The organism is Aeribacillus sp. FSL W8-0870 (assembly GCF_037963755.1).
GTDB classification, from domain to species: Bacteria; Bacillota; Bacilli; order Bacillales; family Aeribacillaceae; genus Aeribacillus; species Aeribacillus composti.
Genome location: NZ_CP150165.1, coordinates 3,774,253 through 3,788,503, shown reverse-complemented (window position 1 = coordinate 3,788,503; position 14,251 = coordinate 3,774,253). Strand labels below are relative to the sequence as shown.

General features: G+C 38.0%; 11 protein-coding genes and 1 pseudogene. 9 read left to right on the top strand and 3 right to left on the bottom strand.

Features of this window, described 5'->3' with window-relative positions; genetic code table 11:
- Positions 1-194: 194 nt before the first annotated feature.
- A pseudogene (locus NSU02_RS18240) lies at positions 195-808 on the top strand (ECF transporter S component).
- Positions 809-1,047: 239 nt separating this feature from the next.
- Here the strand turns inward: NSU02_RS18240 and NSU02_RS18235 are convergent.
- A protein-coding gene (locus NSU02_RS18235; protein WP_339193515.1) for an IS3 family transposase occupies positions 1,048-2,204 on the bottom strand; the annotation gives its coding sequence in 2 pieces (ribosomal slippage) (positions 1,048-1,946 and positions 1,946-2,204; 1,158 coding nt in all).
- 133 nt (positions 2,205-2,337) lie between these two features.
- Here NSU02_RS18235 and NSU02_RS18230 point away from each other — a divergent pair.
- Positions 2,338-3,159, top strand: coding sequence for an IS3 family transposase (locus NSU02_RS18230; protein ID WP_339193513.1), 822 nt, complete (start codon positions 2,338-2,340; stop codon positions 3,157-3,159).
- An 819-nt stretch (positions 3,160-3,978) separates the two neighbouring features.
- Here the strand turns inward: NSU02_RS18230 and nagA are convergent.
- Positions 3,979-5,163 carry an N-acetylglucosamine-6-phosphate deacetylase gene (nagA, locus tag NSU02_RS18225; protein ID WP_339193511.1) on the bottom strand — a complete coding sequence of 395 codons (1,185 nt, stop codon included), beginning with the start codon at positions 5,161-5,163 and terminating at the stop codon, positions 3,979-3,981.
- A 506-nt stretch (positions 5,164-5,669) separates the two neighbouring features.
- Here nagA and NSU02_RS18220 point away from each other — a divergent pair.
- The 7 genes from NSU02_RS18220 (at position 5,670) to NSU02_RS18190 (ending at position 12,488) form a co-directional block, all read left to right on the top strand.
- Complete coding sequence (locus NSU02_RS18220; protein WP_063388899.1) at positions 5,670-6,221, top strand: sigma-70 family RNA polymerase sigma factor; 552 nt, start codon at positions 5,670-5,672, stop codon at positions 6,219-6,221.
- The gene (locus NSU02_RS18215; RefSeq protein WP_066251127.1) at positions 6,211-6,969 is read left to right on the top strand and encodes a hypothetical protein; all 759 of its coding nucleotides are present in this window, start codon (positions 6,211-6,213) and stop codon (positions 6,967-6,969) included. The genes NSU02_RS18220 and NSU02_RS18215 overlap by 11 nt, the downstream gene beginning before the upstream one ends.
- A 2-nt stretch (positions 6,970-6,971) precedes the next feature.
- A complete protein-coding gene (locus NSU02_RS18210; protein WP_339193509.1) occupies positions 6,972-7,841 on the top strand; it encodes an ABC transporter ATP-binding protein in 870 nt (289 codons plus the stop codon).
- Positions 7,841-9,094, top strand: a complete 1,254-nt coding sequence (locus tag NSU02_RS18205) for a hypothetical protein (protein WP_339193507.1) — start codon at positions 7,841-7,843, stop codon at positions 9,092-9,094. The genes NSU02_RS18210 and NSU02_RS18205 overlap by 1 nt, the downstream gene beginning before the upstream one ends.
- A gap of 11 nt (positions 9,095-9,105) precedes the next feature.
- On the top strand, positions 9,106-10,239 hold the full coding sequence (locus NSU02_RS18200) for a hypothetical protein (RefSeq protein WP_339193504.1): 1,134 nt from the start codon (positions 9,106-9,108) through the stop codon (positions 10,237-10,239).
- A gap of 872 nt (positions 10,240-11,111) precedes the next feature.
- Positions 11,112-12,032, top strand: a complete 921-nt coding sequence (locus NSU02_RS18195; RefSeq protein WP_339193501.1) for an Rpn family recombination-promoting nuclease/putative transposase — start codon at positions 11,112-11,114, stop codon at positions 12,030-12,032.
- A gap of 117 nt (positions 12,033-12,149) precedes the next feature.
- On the top strand, positions 12,150-12,488 hold the full coding sequence (locus NSU02_RS18190) for a hypothetical protein (protein WP_339193499.1): 339 nt from the start codon (positions 12,150-12,152) through the stop codon (positions 12,486-12,488).
- A gap of 333 nt (positions 12,489-12,821) precedes the next feature.
- Here NSU02_RS18190 and NSU02_RS18185 read toward each other — a convergent pair whose 3' ends face one another.
- Complete coding sequence (locus NSU02_RS18185; RefSeq protein WP_339193497.1) at positions 12,822-14,243, bottom strand: PepSY domain-containing protein; 1,422 nt, start codon at positions 14,241-14,243, stop codon at positions 12,822-12,824.
- Positions 14,244-14,251 lie beyond the last annotated feature (8 nt).

Genomic DNA, 14,251 nt, shown 5'->3' with positions numbered 1-14,251 from the left:
AAAAATTACAATGATAAGACGATTAAGTAAGTACTTTTCTCCATATAGACACAACAGTTATTGGATACAATTTACAAACTATAAAGAATAAAAGGGGTTGTTAGCGTCACTACGATTAGAGTGTATTTCATTGTTACCAACGCGATAACCCCTTTTTTTGTAAGAAATAGGTCAATGATAAGATGGGAAGGAGTGTGAATAAATGGAACGTACGTACTTTTGTATTAATCGGCGTTTCGACGATTTGTCATACTTATTAATGATGCTCAGTTTTCCAATTCTCCTGTTCCCCAACTTTTTACTGGTCGATTTTAGTGATGTATCAGCCTTAATAGTTTCTTTATTATACGGACCACTTGCAGGCATACTCATTGAAATGTAAAAAAATGTGCTAAACTATTCCTTTACATGTAGCAATACTGGTATTCTAATTGGTCATATTGCAAATTTTATAGCCGGAGTTACTTTTATTTTACCAGTATGTTACGTCAATCAAAAAATTCAATCAAAGAAAGGAATAATATTTGGCTTATCGACAGAAATAACTGAGATGGCGTTAGTAATGTGTGTGTGTTAAACTAATATGTCTTTTTACCTGCTTACACATTGTTTCTTAAAGCTCCCGTGTTGAATACTCCCGACCTGAAACAACTCGTTATATTCACTATTTTACCATTTAACATTATCAAGGGGGGCAATTATTAGTATTGTTTTTGGGATATTGTTTTGGCGTCTCTCTCCATGGTTACAAAAGCAATTTACATATCATGAAAAAAAGATGATATATTACTTGACAGTGATTTTGTGAGCACACGCCTCATCAACCATTTTTATAAGGTGTATAAAAATGTGGTGAACAAACGAGAATACATATACACAATAATAAAGAAATGATATTAGGTCAATAAAGTAGACACAAAAATTTATAGATTTTTTTTCGCAGCTACCGCGCTATCGCTTGGTGGCCTTTTAAAAATAATTACGACGTTGTCCTAATTATTTTTAAAAGGTAAATTTTCGGGTCTAACTATTCTATTAATATGTTCATTAAGCTCCCTTTTTATAGTACATACGTTCGTATTCAGATGGCGAAAAATACTCTGTTGCGGAGTGAATACGTTTATTATTGTAAAATATTTCTATATACTCAAATATGCTCTTTTTTGCTTCCTCCCTTGTTTTATAACGAGTCTGATAGATTAGTTCTTTTTTTATAACCCCATGAAATGATTCAATACAAGCGTTGTCATAACAATTTCCTTTGCGGCTCATGCTACATTTCATTCCGTATTCCATTAGCTTAGCTTGATAGTCATTTGAAGCATATTGACTCCCTCGATCAGAATGATGGAGGATAGAACCCTGTGGTTGTTGACGCTGATAGGCTTGCTTTAAAGCACTTAACACTAGCTCCTTTTTCATGGAACAGTCTATATGCCAGCCGACTATTTTCCTTGAATACAAATCCATCATACTAGCTAGATAAAGCCAACCTTCATCCGTTGGAATGTATGTGATATCAGCTACCCATACTTCATTTGGTTTCGTAACAGTAACATGTTGGTTTAAGACATTTTCGTGGACCGGATGGTTATGTTTTGAGTTAGTGGTAGCCTTATGCTTTTTCACGGTACGAGACTTCATTCCCTCTTTGTTCATTATGCGGGAAACCGTCTTCTGTGAAACCTTCATGCCTTCATGATTAAGCTTTTTGGCAACCTTTGGACTCCCATACAGTTGGCGAGATTCGATATACACACGACGCACTTCCTGCGTCCATTCTTCTCGACGCTCTTGTCTAGCACTTTTGGGACGATCACGCCATTTATAATAACCGCTTCGAGAAACTTTCAATACTTCGCACATCTTCTCCAATCGGTAATCGAAGCGATGCTCATGGATAAATGAATCTTTTACCGATGGTCTTTCGCGAAGAAGTGCATCGCCTTTTTTAAGATGGAGTTTTCCTCCTCCAGATCCCGAATACGTTTCTTCAGTTCACGAACTTCGTGGTCTTCGGATCGAAACGTTTGGGTTTCTGTTATTTCAGGTTCTTGCTTATATTTTTTCATCCAGCCGTGAAGAGTATTTTCGTTAATTTTGAGCTCACGAGCCACTTGTGCAACGGATTTCGCTTCCTCCAAAATATAACGAACAGTTTGACGCTTAAAGTCTTCCTCGTACCGCCTTTGTTTTTTTGTCATGTAGACACCTCATTTTTCAGTCTATTATTACTATAATAATCTGTGTCTACTTTTTAGTCTAACATCATAATATGTGACTTCATTGAAAAACACCAACACGAGTTTCGTGTAGTGAAGATGTGCCAAGTATTAGGTGTTTGCAAAAAGTGGATATTATGCTTGGAAAAAGCGTGAAAAGAGTCAACAAAAGAAACGAAAAGAAAAGCTAACAGCAAAGATTAAACGTGCACATTTAGAATCAAGAGGCCTATATGGTAGTCCTAAAATTACAAAGGTACTTAACGAACAAGGAACGAAGGTCTCACAAAAGACGGTCAGCCGTATTATGTGTGAGAACAATATTCGCTCAAAAACTATGAAAAAGTATAAAGCAACAACCAATTCGAAGCATAACTTGCCAGTTTATCCGAACTTATTAAATCAACAGTTTGAAGTAGACAAACCAGGTAAAGTGTGGGTTGGGGATATTACGTATATTTGGACTCGTGAAGGATGGCTGTATTTAGCTACGATAATGGACTTGTTTTCAAGGCGGATTATTGGTTGGTATATGAGTAAAAGAATGAACAAAGAGTTAGTAATAACAGCATTAGAACGAGCAATAAGAACTCAACCACCTAAGGAAGGGTTGGTCCATCATTCAGATCGCGGTAGCCAGTATGCATCTAAAGATTATCAAAAGTTATTACGTGAACATCATATCAAGACAAGTATGAGCAGAAAAGGAAATTGTTACGATAACGCTTGCATGGAATCGTTTCATAGCGTAATCAAGAAAGAACTTGTTTTTCTTCAAGACTATCAAACTCGTAAGCAAGCGGAACAAAGCATATTTGAATATATTGTGAGTTTTTATAATGATCAACGGATTCATTCTTCTAATAACTATATGTCTCCTATTGCGTATGAAAAACTTTATTACAGTAGTAATCAAGATATTACAACCTCTAGATAAGATTGCGGGTGAAACTCTCAATCTTATCTAGAGGCCACCAAGCGAAAGCGCGGTAGAGTTCAAAGTGAAAATCTTAATTTTTTGTTTCCATATTATTGACATAATACCAAAATGGTATTATCCCCTACAGGTAGACAGTAAAAAAAGAGGCTATTTGATATGACACCTAGGAGGGGATTTTTTATGGAAAAAAAATCGAAAACACTATGATGGAAATGCTAATTTAACTATGTACAAACATGATTGTTTAAAGCTATATAGTTTCTCTCATTGCCTTAGGGCAACTTTACATGGAGAGACGGGCATGATAGCCTTGTTAGGCGGAGCCAGCTATTGATATTGCTGGCTTCTTGGCTCGTAAGTCATGTCCGTAGAGGCTCCATGTCAAGTTATTACTATCCACTTAATAACATAATTATCCATAAAATCATTTTTGTACATCACTATACAATCAAAATTGTGCATTCTTATTTTGACATTTACACTATGATAGCCATATAAAAGAATTGTATCCAGTAAAATATAATCAGTTTGGAGAACTCTAACCGAAAATCAAGGGAAAACAAGATAATCCTATGAAAAATAGATCAAAGCGTCATTACGGAATAATCCAGACTGACTGATTATTGCTGAAACAAGGGGTTCAGAGCTTATATATGTTTAGATCAAGATGCTTTAAATCAAACTATTGAAACGATGGAAAAGGAAGCTGTTTTAAAAACGGATCATTTTAGCAAAATTCAGTTCTTGTTTACCTAATCATTTGTGCTGCTTTCATGCTCATATCACCGTAATCTTTCGCTGGCAGCAATATCTTCGTCACATTTCTTGTTGTGAATAGGTAAGTTTTCCGCGGCAAAATGTCATTACTACTTCAAGGCGGTCATTTAAAACAACTAAGTCAGCATCTTTTCCTTTTGCAATGCTTCCTTTGCGATCATAAACGTTTATTTGTTTAGCAGGGTTAACGGCTGCCATTTGAATAATGTCTTGAAGCGTACATCCGGTGTAAGCCATCATGTTTTTGGCTGCATCATTCAGCTTCAAAATACTTCCTGCCAGCGTCCCATCCCGCAAAACTGCCCGATCTTCATTCACTCGGACTTCTTGGCCTCCAAGTTCATAGATTCCTTTACCGAGACATTTCGCTCTCATTGCATCCGTGATTAAAATAAGCCCGTCATTTCCTTTATTTTGATAAGCAAATTTCACCATTTCCGGACACACATGAATGCCATCTGCGATAATTTCGCACAACACCTCATCATGCATGAGCACTGCTAGAGCAGCTCCCGGCTTGCGATGGTGCAATCCGCTCATTCCATTAAATAAATGGGTTGCATGGGTAATGCCAGCTTGTATGCTTTTAGCAGCTTCAGCATAAGAAGCATCTGAATGCCCGATGGAGGCGACAACTCCTGTTTGTTTTAAATAATCGGTTAATTCTATTCCACCTTTTCTTTCAGGCGCCAATGTCACAAGCTTTATCGCTCCGCCGGACATATGCTGCCATTTTTTAAATAACTGCAAGTTCGGTTCGAGAATATTTTCTGAGTGCTGTGCCCCTGCTCTTTTAGGGGAAATAAACGGACCTTCCAAGTGGACTCCTAACACTTCTGCATATCCGGGTTCATTCGCTGTTTCCATGTACTTTCTTACATTGATCAGAGCTTTTTCAATCCGCTGTTCAGAGCTTGTCATCGTTGTTGCTAAAAAACTCGTCGTTCCTTCCCGGGAGAGTGCCGCTGCCATTTTGCGAATTGTCTCATCGGTTCCATCCATCGTATCAGCGCCTGCTGCTCCATGAATATGCAAATCGATAAAACCAGGAATAACTGCATATTTGTTTTTGCTTTCAATTTTTTCAACCCGTTCGTCTGTAACAGTCAGCTTTTCTTGAGGACCAACTTCGAGAATTTTCCCATTTTCTATTAATACATATCCATTTTTGAAAACTCGTTCTTCAGCATATACCGTCATATTCGATAATAAAATCTTGTTCATAAAGATCTCCTTTTTCTAGTAACAATCTCTATTTAAATTGTATGTATGTGGAACAAAATGTTAAATGACTTTTATGGGATTTTTAAGCACATATATTGGGTCTATCCGGAAAATTGAAAAAATATGAAACTACTGCTTCCAGATAAAGAAGACTTTAATAATTCTTTTTAGCAGCTTTTCCTTTAAACCGCAGTCGTTTCAGTATTTTGAAGCAAACATATCGTTCATCTGCATGCCGGAATACACATTATATCACAATCGCTTATTCGTAATGTAAGCTTCCGTTCTGAAAGAAACGTTTTTTCGCTAGTGTGCATAAAGCAGACCGGTCCAATCAGTAAGGATATGTCGTTAAGCGAATGACACGCGAACAATCAAGAGACTGACAGCTGGATAAAGAGGCTGAATAATTTTTTTGATTTTCGCAAAACTTTTTATTTATTATTTGCGAATATATAGGTAGTGATAGAAGTTTTGAGCTTTGGGATTGGAAGTGAAGCTTCACGATGGATCAAGAGAAGAAATGGATAAAAGCAATACAGAAGCGGGCAAGTGAAAAAGCGGCAAATAAGCTGATCTCTTATTATTACAAAGAGATTTATGCGTTCGTATTTAAACAAACGTTTGATCAAGAATTAGCGAAAGATTTGACGCAGGAGATTTTCATCAGCATGCTGCGCGGCATTCACCATTATGAGGGGAAAGCGGCGTTCCGGACATGGCTGTATAAAATCGCAAAGGCGAGAATCATCGATTACTATCGCTCGAAAGAATATAAACAGCAGAAGAAAACGGTCAATTTGTTAACAGATCAGCGGGAAAGTGATGATGTGCTTTTTACAATCGAACAAAAGGACGAGGTAAAACAGGTTTTAAACCTGCTTGAACGATTTGATCATGAGAATCGACGAATTGTGCAAATGAAAATTTTTGCAGGCCAAACATTTGCCGAGATTGCCGCAAAGCTCCAGATAAAAGAATCAACCGTAAAAACGAAATATTATTCTACATTGCGAAAAATCAATGAGCAGTTAAAGGAGGATGTCCATGGCCATTGATAACGAAAAAATTCCTTTTCCTAGCGATAAGGAGATCAAACAAGAAATTCAGAAGATTATTGCAAAAGGCATGAACAAAAAGCCTTCCTTTTGGCAATATATGTTCACTATGTATCGCGAAGTCGGTTTCCGCAACGTCTTTCGTGATCTGACGGAAATCGCTTTTACGATTGTTTTAACTATCGCTGTTTTTGCTATGTTTGTTCTTTCAACGGCAGAATATTTTTCATGGACAGCCTTGGATGTATATACATTCATCTTTTGTTTTTCACCTGTTGTTTATTTTGTCATCGTTTTTTTCTTTTTTATTTGCCAAAAGCAAAAGCCGGCGTTTGAGGTGGAAATGACTTGTAAATACAATGTGTATCAATTAGCAGCATTCCGTATGTTCATGTTCAGCATTTTCGCTATGCTCGCCAATGGAGTCATCATTTTCTGGCTGGCAACAGAGTTTTCCATTCATTTTCCTTTTGCCTTTTTATTATCTGTTGCATCTTTATTTCTTTTTGCTGCTGCTTTTTTGTATGTATTGCTTTATGTACCGACAAAAAGTGGGAAAATTGCTTTATTTATCAGCTGGATTGCCGCAAACTTGTTTCTTTCTTACATGAACAGCTATGTTTATCAAGCCTTTTTGTTAAACGTTCCGTATTTTATTTACATCATCATCGGGATGGCTGCGATGTATATATATGTTCATCAGCTTAAGCTGTTTTTCGTCAAAACCAATATAAAAGGAGTTTTGTAAAGATGCTAATTGTCGACCATGTTTCCAAATATTACGGCAATTTTATTGCTCTTGAAAATGTTCATTTACAGTTTGACAACGGAATTTACGGACTATTAGCTCCAAATGGTGCTGGGAAGACAACATTGATGAAAATGCTTGTCACACTCATCTTTCCAACAAAAGGAGAAATTCGTTACAACGGAGAAAATATCATCCATCTCGGCAGCAAATACCGCGAGCTTCTCGGTTATTTGCCGCAGCAGTTCGGATATTACAAGCATTACACCCCTGCAAAATATTTGCTTTACCTTTCAGCTTTAAAAGGGATTTCAAAGCATGAAGCAAAAGAAAAAATACCGAAGCTTTTAAAGCTCGTTGGACTTGAAGATGTCATGCATAAAAAAATGAGGAAGTTTTCCGGCGGGATGATTCAGCGGGTCGGCATCGCCCAGGCATTGCTGAACGATCCAAAAATTTTGATTCTTGATGAGCCCACTGCAGGACTTGATCCGACCGAACGCGCCCGTTTCCGCAAGCTTTTAACCCAATTAGCAAACGATCGGATCATTATTTTATCAACGCATATTGTGTCTGATGTCGAATCGATTGCCAATGAAATCATTATGATTAAAGATAAAACGATTTTATATAAAAAGCCGATACGTGAATTATGCCAATTATTGTCCGGCCGCATTTATGAGACCGCAGCTGATTTTCAGGATGCAGAAATCTTTCGGAAGCGATTTGCAACAATTTCGGAAAAGCAAGAAAATGGCCAGATGATCTTTCGGTTTGTTAGCGACGAACAGCCAAATGAAAATTGGAAAAGTGTTGAGCCGACATTAGAGGACGTATTTCTTCATGTATATGGAGAAGGAGCGCTGGCATAATGATCAAATACGAATTAATAAAAGTTGTCAAGTCGCCGATCTTTATCATTTTACTATTATTTTTTGTGGCGTTGAATGGTTTGATTATTTTCGACCATAAAAATGAACGGGAAAATTTACCTGTTTTACAAAACATAGTTGAGCAATACGGGACGAAAATCGATGATGAAGCATTGGCAGGTATGAAAAAAGAAATCGATCATGAAATGGTATGGGTGAATGAGCTGAATCCAAAAAGCGGGAAGCAGTATCAGTTTCCATATGAGTTTATAAAAGGCCATGAAGCGTTTCTGTACCAACATCTTACGGATCGTGAATTAAACAGGCTATTCAATCTCAACTTGTTCACTCAATATTATGAAACCGCTAAAAGCGTCGATGATATTTACAGCGAGCTGGATGCGACAGAGTTTGCCCGGCAACAAATCAAGAAATACGGATTAAGCGGGGAGGCAGAAGAAACGGTGCTGAACCAAGCCAATCTTTTAGAAAAGCGGCTGCAGCAGCTGGTGAAAAACGGTGAACATCGCCATTTCTTTTATTTAGGATCAGTCTATGAAATGCATTCCTTGCTATTTAAAAAGCTTGGCCGGGCGATCGCTTTTGAAGGAATGATCCTCGTTGTTTTAATCACAGCATTGCTAACTAATTATGAATTTGAACACCGTACATTCTTTGTTGCATTTACGAGCAAACGCGGGAGAAATTTGCTATGGGACAAGCTTGCTGCAAGTGTAATCGCTAATGTGTGTGCTGTTATGTTGTTAATCGCGGCGACATTGATCATTTACTTTTCTGTCTATGATTATTCTAATCTTCTGTTTGTGCCGATTAGCAGCTATTTTAATAGCGAAACGTCTTTTCCTTACATATCGTGGTGGAATCTATCATTCTTGCAGTATGTTTGTTTATTTGTCGGCTGTTTACTATTAAGCCAGCTGCTGTACATGCTGCTCACCTTCAGCTTATCTATATGGCTGAAAAACAGCTATCTTGTTTTCTTTACATTTGCTCTGTTCGCTGGTGTTAGTTTATGGCTTCCAAGCGTTGTTTCACTGAATAGTAAATTTATCTTGATCATGCATGTGAATCCTTTTTATTTAATTATGAATCCGCATGTATGGTTTATGGGAAACAACATTTTTACGATGTTTCCATATTTTGAAGCTGTAACGATAGCAGCGTGGGCGGTCATATTTATTCTATTAGGATTCTTCAGCATGTACAAATTTAAACGGCAACCATTAAATTAGGGGGAAGAATATTGAGAGTTTTTTTATACGAACTAAGAAAATTGTTCAATTGGAAGGTGCTGCTGCTTATTTTGTTCATCAGTTTTCTGTTTTACAAGCTGTTTTTAAGCTTTTATTTTGAAAATTTCCCTAATGGACGGCCTGCAAAAGATGAGTTTATGATTACGAAAGAAATGATCAATAAATATGGGCATGAAATGGACGAAAAAGAGTTTCAACATTTTAAAAACTGGTATAAGCAAAAAAAAGACGAGGCCAATGCCTATTTAAAATCACAACAAGATGCGGAAAAACTAGGCATTACAACATATGAACAGTTTCGACAATTGGATTTAACAAATAAACAGTATGCAGATTTTCATGAAAAAGTCGTGTTTGTTGATCAAGCAGATGTTTTTTGGGAACTGCAAGCATTCGAAAATATCATTGAACAATATGAATCGAAAGGGAGGGATATTGAATCTTATACCGATGAAGATCAGCAAGAACGTGTAAAACAAATCATGGCTAACAAGGATGTCAATTCTGTTCTTCCATATCTTGTCTATGAAAATTACAATGAGCTCACCCGCTTTTGGACGGTTTTGATTATTATAAGCGTTGTCATGGTAACATGCCGCGTTCATATTACAGACAGACTAAACAATGCGATCAGTCTGCAATACACGACGAAAACCGGTCGGAATTTGTTTTCTGCAAAACTTCTTGCTGCTTTAGCAGCCACAGCATTGATCACAACTGTGCAGATCGTCATTTTTTGGTTTTTCTATCTTGGGAATGGTACGGAAGCTTTTTTTCCGCTTTCCATCAATTCGTTCTATAATTCTTACTATTTTTGGTTTGACTTTACATTTGAAGGCTATATCATCACAACGGTGATTGCTACTTATATTGTTGCCATTGTTGCGGCGCTCTTTTCAGTATTTTTCTCACGGATCGCACAAAACTACATCACATTGATCGGCTCGCTTGTCCCGATCGTTGTGCTGCTAAGCTATTGTACTTTAAAATACCTTGTTGGCGAACTGTTTGCGATTCTTCATCCGCTTATGCTTACAATCGGCACCTTTCTTGTATTGATCGCGATCAGTACGATATTTATCATTTACAGAATGAAGCAGGAAAAGCTTGTTGATCTTATATAAGCCAAGCAATAGCGGACAAAGCACGATCTTGATGATAGCGGGCTGGAGATCGATGAAGCAGGAATTCACGGGGTTGCTTCCTTCTTCTGATTTTCCTTCCTCCAGCCTCGATAAAATAACAGACAGTCTGATACGATTTACATTCATTTTTTAGAGCTTCGGCAAGCAATCAGAAACATCATGCCGCTATACCTTCTGATTTTTATCTGCCTATTTTTTGACTGATTTCTATAAATCCCTACCATTTTGAAATTTGATTGATCGAGAGGGGCTCGAAACTTTAAGACAATCAATCTCATTAGAACAATTTTAGTGTCGGCTATTCAGTTTATGGGATTCGAAAACTTTAAGACGATGAATCTTAGACTTTGCCAGCAATTTTTTCTACCTACGCTATATGGTTTAAGGTGGACATTTCAGGAGGCTGGCAAGGTCTTTTTTATTGAAGTGCATTACTTTTGGACACCTGTATCAAGCGGAACGATGAAGGTTTCCGTCATTTCTGTTTTTTTCTAAATCTAAATGTTTTTCCTCTTTTATATTCATTATTGTTATATGATGAAGTGAGGCTTTAACAGCATTACTTGAGCGTTTACAGTAAAACTGAAAAAAATGCCTTTCTCTGCTGTTTTGAATTGTAGCGGCTGGAAGCGTTCAAAAATCTAGTAAAAAACTTCATTATTTAAATTCCTATTAATAAGTTTGAAATTTTAGGTTGACATTTCTTATAGGTAGTTTTATATTATTTACAGAACATGTGTTCTGTTTGGTGTGAATATTAATACTTGTCCCTAGTTATTACGATTTTTAATCTTTCCCCCTCTTATGTTTTCCTCTTATTTTTATTCTCCCTCGAAAGGACGATCTTCACTATGAAAGAATACCTCGATTTGAAGATAGATTTCATGTTTAAGCAGCTGTTCGGCAACCCGAACCGCAAGTCGCTTACCATTGCCTTTTTGAATGCGATTTTACATCGGAGCGAGGCAGATCGCATTGTCGATGTTCAGTTTGAAAGCACAGAGCTGACGAAAGAGACAGAAGATGGAAAAATGAACCGGCTTGATGTACTGGTGCTGACGGATCGAAGCGAGCGCATCAATGTGGAAATTCAAATCGTAAATCAGCACGATTTACCGGAACGAATTTTGTATTACTGGGCGAGGGTTTTCTCCCGGTCATTAGCAAAAGGACAGCCGTACAGCATGCTTCCCCCTACCTTTATGATTACCATCCTTAATTATCGGCTTTTTCCTCATGAAACGGAGCGATTTCATACGGTTTTCCATATACGAGAAGATGAAGAACATTTTCTTTGGAGTCCGCACCTTGAATTTCACGTCATTGATTTACAGCAGTTTATGGTAAAATGGAAGAAATATAACAGAGAAATAAAACGATTGCCAGAGTATCCGTGGCTGATGATGCTGTCAGCAGTAGACGCCAAAAAGGGGAAAATCGATGAGTTTATGCTCAGTGAACTGGAGGTGTTTGCGATGAATGAGCAGGAAATTCGTGAAGCGCTGGAAGAATGGGAAAGCTTAAGTGTCAACCCGGTAAACCGTTATGAATACGAAATGCGTTTGAAATGGCTTCGGGACCAATTGTCAAACCTTCAAGGCGAACGGCGAGCAGGATGGGAGGAAGGGCTGAATCAGGGCCGGGAAGAAGGAGTTCGACAGGTAGCCATAGAAATGCTTCGTTCAGGGCTAGAAGAGGAAGTTATTATGTCGGTTACAAAAATAACTGAAGAAGAGCTAGATGAACTGAAGAAGAAACTATTGGATGAATGACTTTTTTGACCATGAGTAGAATAGTTCATTTTATGTGAAAAGAGGTATGAACTAAAATTTTTTTCATGTCTCCAGTGGATGGCGAAAAGTGAAAAATCGAAACTGGAGGTGTTTGCGATGAATGAGCAGGAAATTCGTGAAGCGCTGGAAGAATGGGAAAGCTTAAGCGTCAACCCGGTAAACCGTTATGAATATGAAATGCGTTTGAAATGGCTGCGGGACCAATTGTCAAACCTTCAAGGCGAACGGCGAGCAGGATGGGAGGAAGGGCTGAAAAAGGGAATGGAAGCAGGATTGAAAAAAGGGTTGAAGCAGGGCCGGGAAGAAGGAGTTCGACAGGTAGCCATAGAAATGCTTCGTTCAGGGCTAGAAGAGGAAGTTATTATGTCAGTTACGAAATTAACTGAAGAAGAGCTAGATGAACTGAAAAAGAAACTATCGCCTCACTCCTTTTAAGCGGGAAGGAACGAGACTCTCATTACATGATCAATTATTGCCTGCTGTTCAAGTCAATTCTGTTAAAAAGGAAGTTACCTGAATTTTGTGGACGAGATAGAGGAGTTATACTTGTTATTCCAGTAAAATGGGAGTGCTGCAAAAGCATGTGCCAACATTGAAGACGCCTGCCAGCGCGCACGAACTTGAAAACTTTTCTCCTTTGACGGGGATTCACGGAATCAGACGTATGCAATCGATGAGCTGACAGGCGGAATGATTTATTGGCTCAGGTTCCAGTAAATGGTTGATAACAAATTATTCATTATTCGTGTGATGCTCCCATTTAGCTTTCTATCCAATCCACTGTTTTGCAGTAGGAATTCTTTTAATGACGAAATAATCCAAAACCCACACTATCAATAGTGATGCGCCTACTAATGGGAAGAAAAGACCTAGAACAATGACAATGACGGCTACTCCCTTTAACATTTTAAAGTTTTCTGGCAAAGCCGGAGCACCCAATTTGCCTTTCGGTTTTCGCTTCCACCACATTATAACGCCACTTACAACAATCATTATAATGCCAATAGTTAATGCAAGCATGAACAGCTGGCTAATGAATCCAAATTCTCCTTGATGAAATGCAATGCCTAGTGAAATTAATTTTCCCAATGCACCATAGTCACTCCATGCAAATTTAGCTAAAACTTTTCCACTGTATTGATCAATATGCAGTGTTTGTTGCGCCCAAGGCAGTGGGCGGTTAGGATAGACGTCAGCAGGATCTAGAAAGATCGTATATACACCGGTTTCTCCATCAGGAAATGCAATTCTATATCCCGGTTGGACGTTGTTTTTTTCTGCAATTTGCATAACTTTATCAACAGAAATTGTTTTCATTCCTTTGGGACTTGATTCGGGCACAGGTAAGTTTTCAGCTGCCCAAGGAACATCTGCTATTTCTTTTGTTGGAATTGTTGATTTAGGAAATGCATATTTTTCCCATGGTTGATCTCCTTCCGGGTTTCCGGAAATGGGATCAACGATATGATGTGCCATGCTTCCCCAAACACCGGACCACATGAGTCCAGAAAACAATTGTACAACGATAAAAACAGAAAGCCAGATTGCTGTAACGGCATGCATATCGCGCCAAAACGTGCGGTTTCTTTTACTCAGGTTTATTCGCGGAATCAATGTCCCAAAAAGAGATTTTCTATTTCGCGGCCACCATAAGTAAACACCAGTAATAATTAGGATAATGAACCAGCAAGCGGAGAGCTCTACTAACCAGTTTCCAATGGTGCCGCCCCATAATTCACCGTTATGCAAATCTTTCACCCATGCCATGAAGCGTGCATTCTCATTTAACTTTCCAATAATGTCGCCGTTGTATGGATTAACAAACACAGATATACTTTCCCCGTTCACCATTATTTCAACCTCAGATGACCTGTCCGGCGCAAAGGAAGGTGTAAAACCTGTAATTTTTGCATGTGGATAATTCTTTTTCACTTCATGAATCTGTTCTGTAGATGAAATTTTATGCTGTCCTTGTTGGACGTAATAAAGATCATGGTACATGTAATTTTCAATTTGTGGTTTAAACAGGTAAATTCCTCCGGTAATAGACAAAAAAATAATCAGCGGTGCGAAAAAAATCCCTGCGTAAAAATGCCATCTCCATACTGTTTTATATAAAGAAGCTTTCGTTTGTTTATCAGTGAATGCTTTTGAATCCTTTGCTACTGCATCTATTCTTTCAAATTCCATTTTTTTCA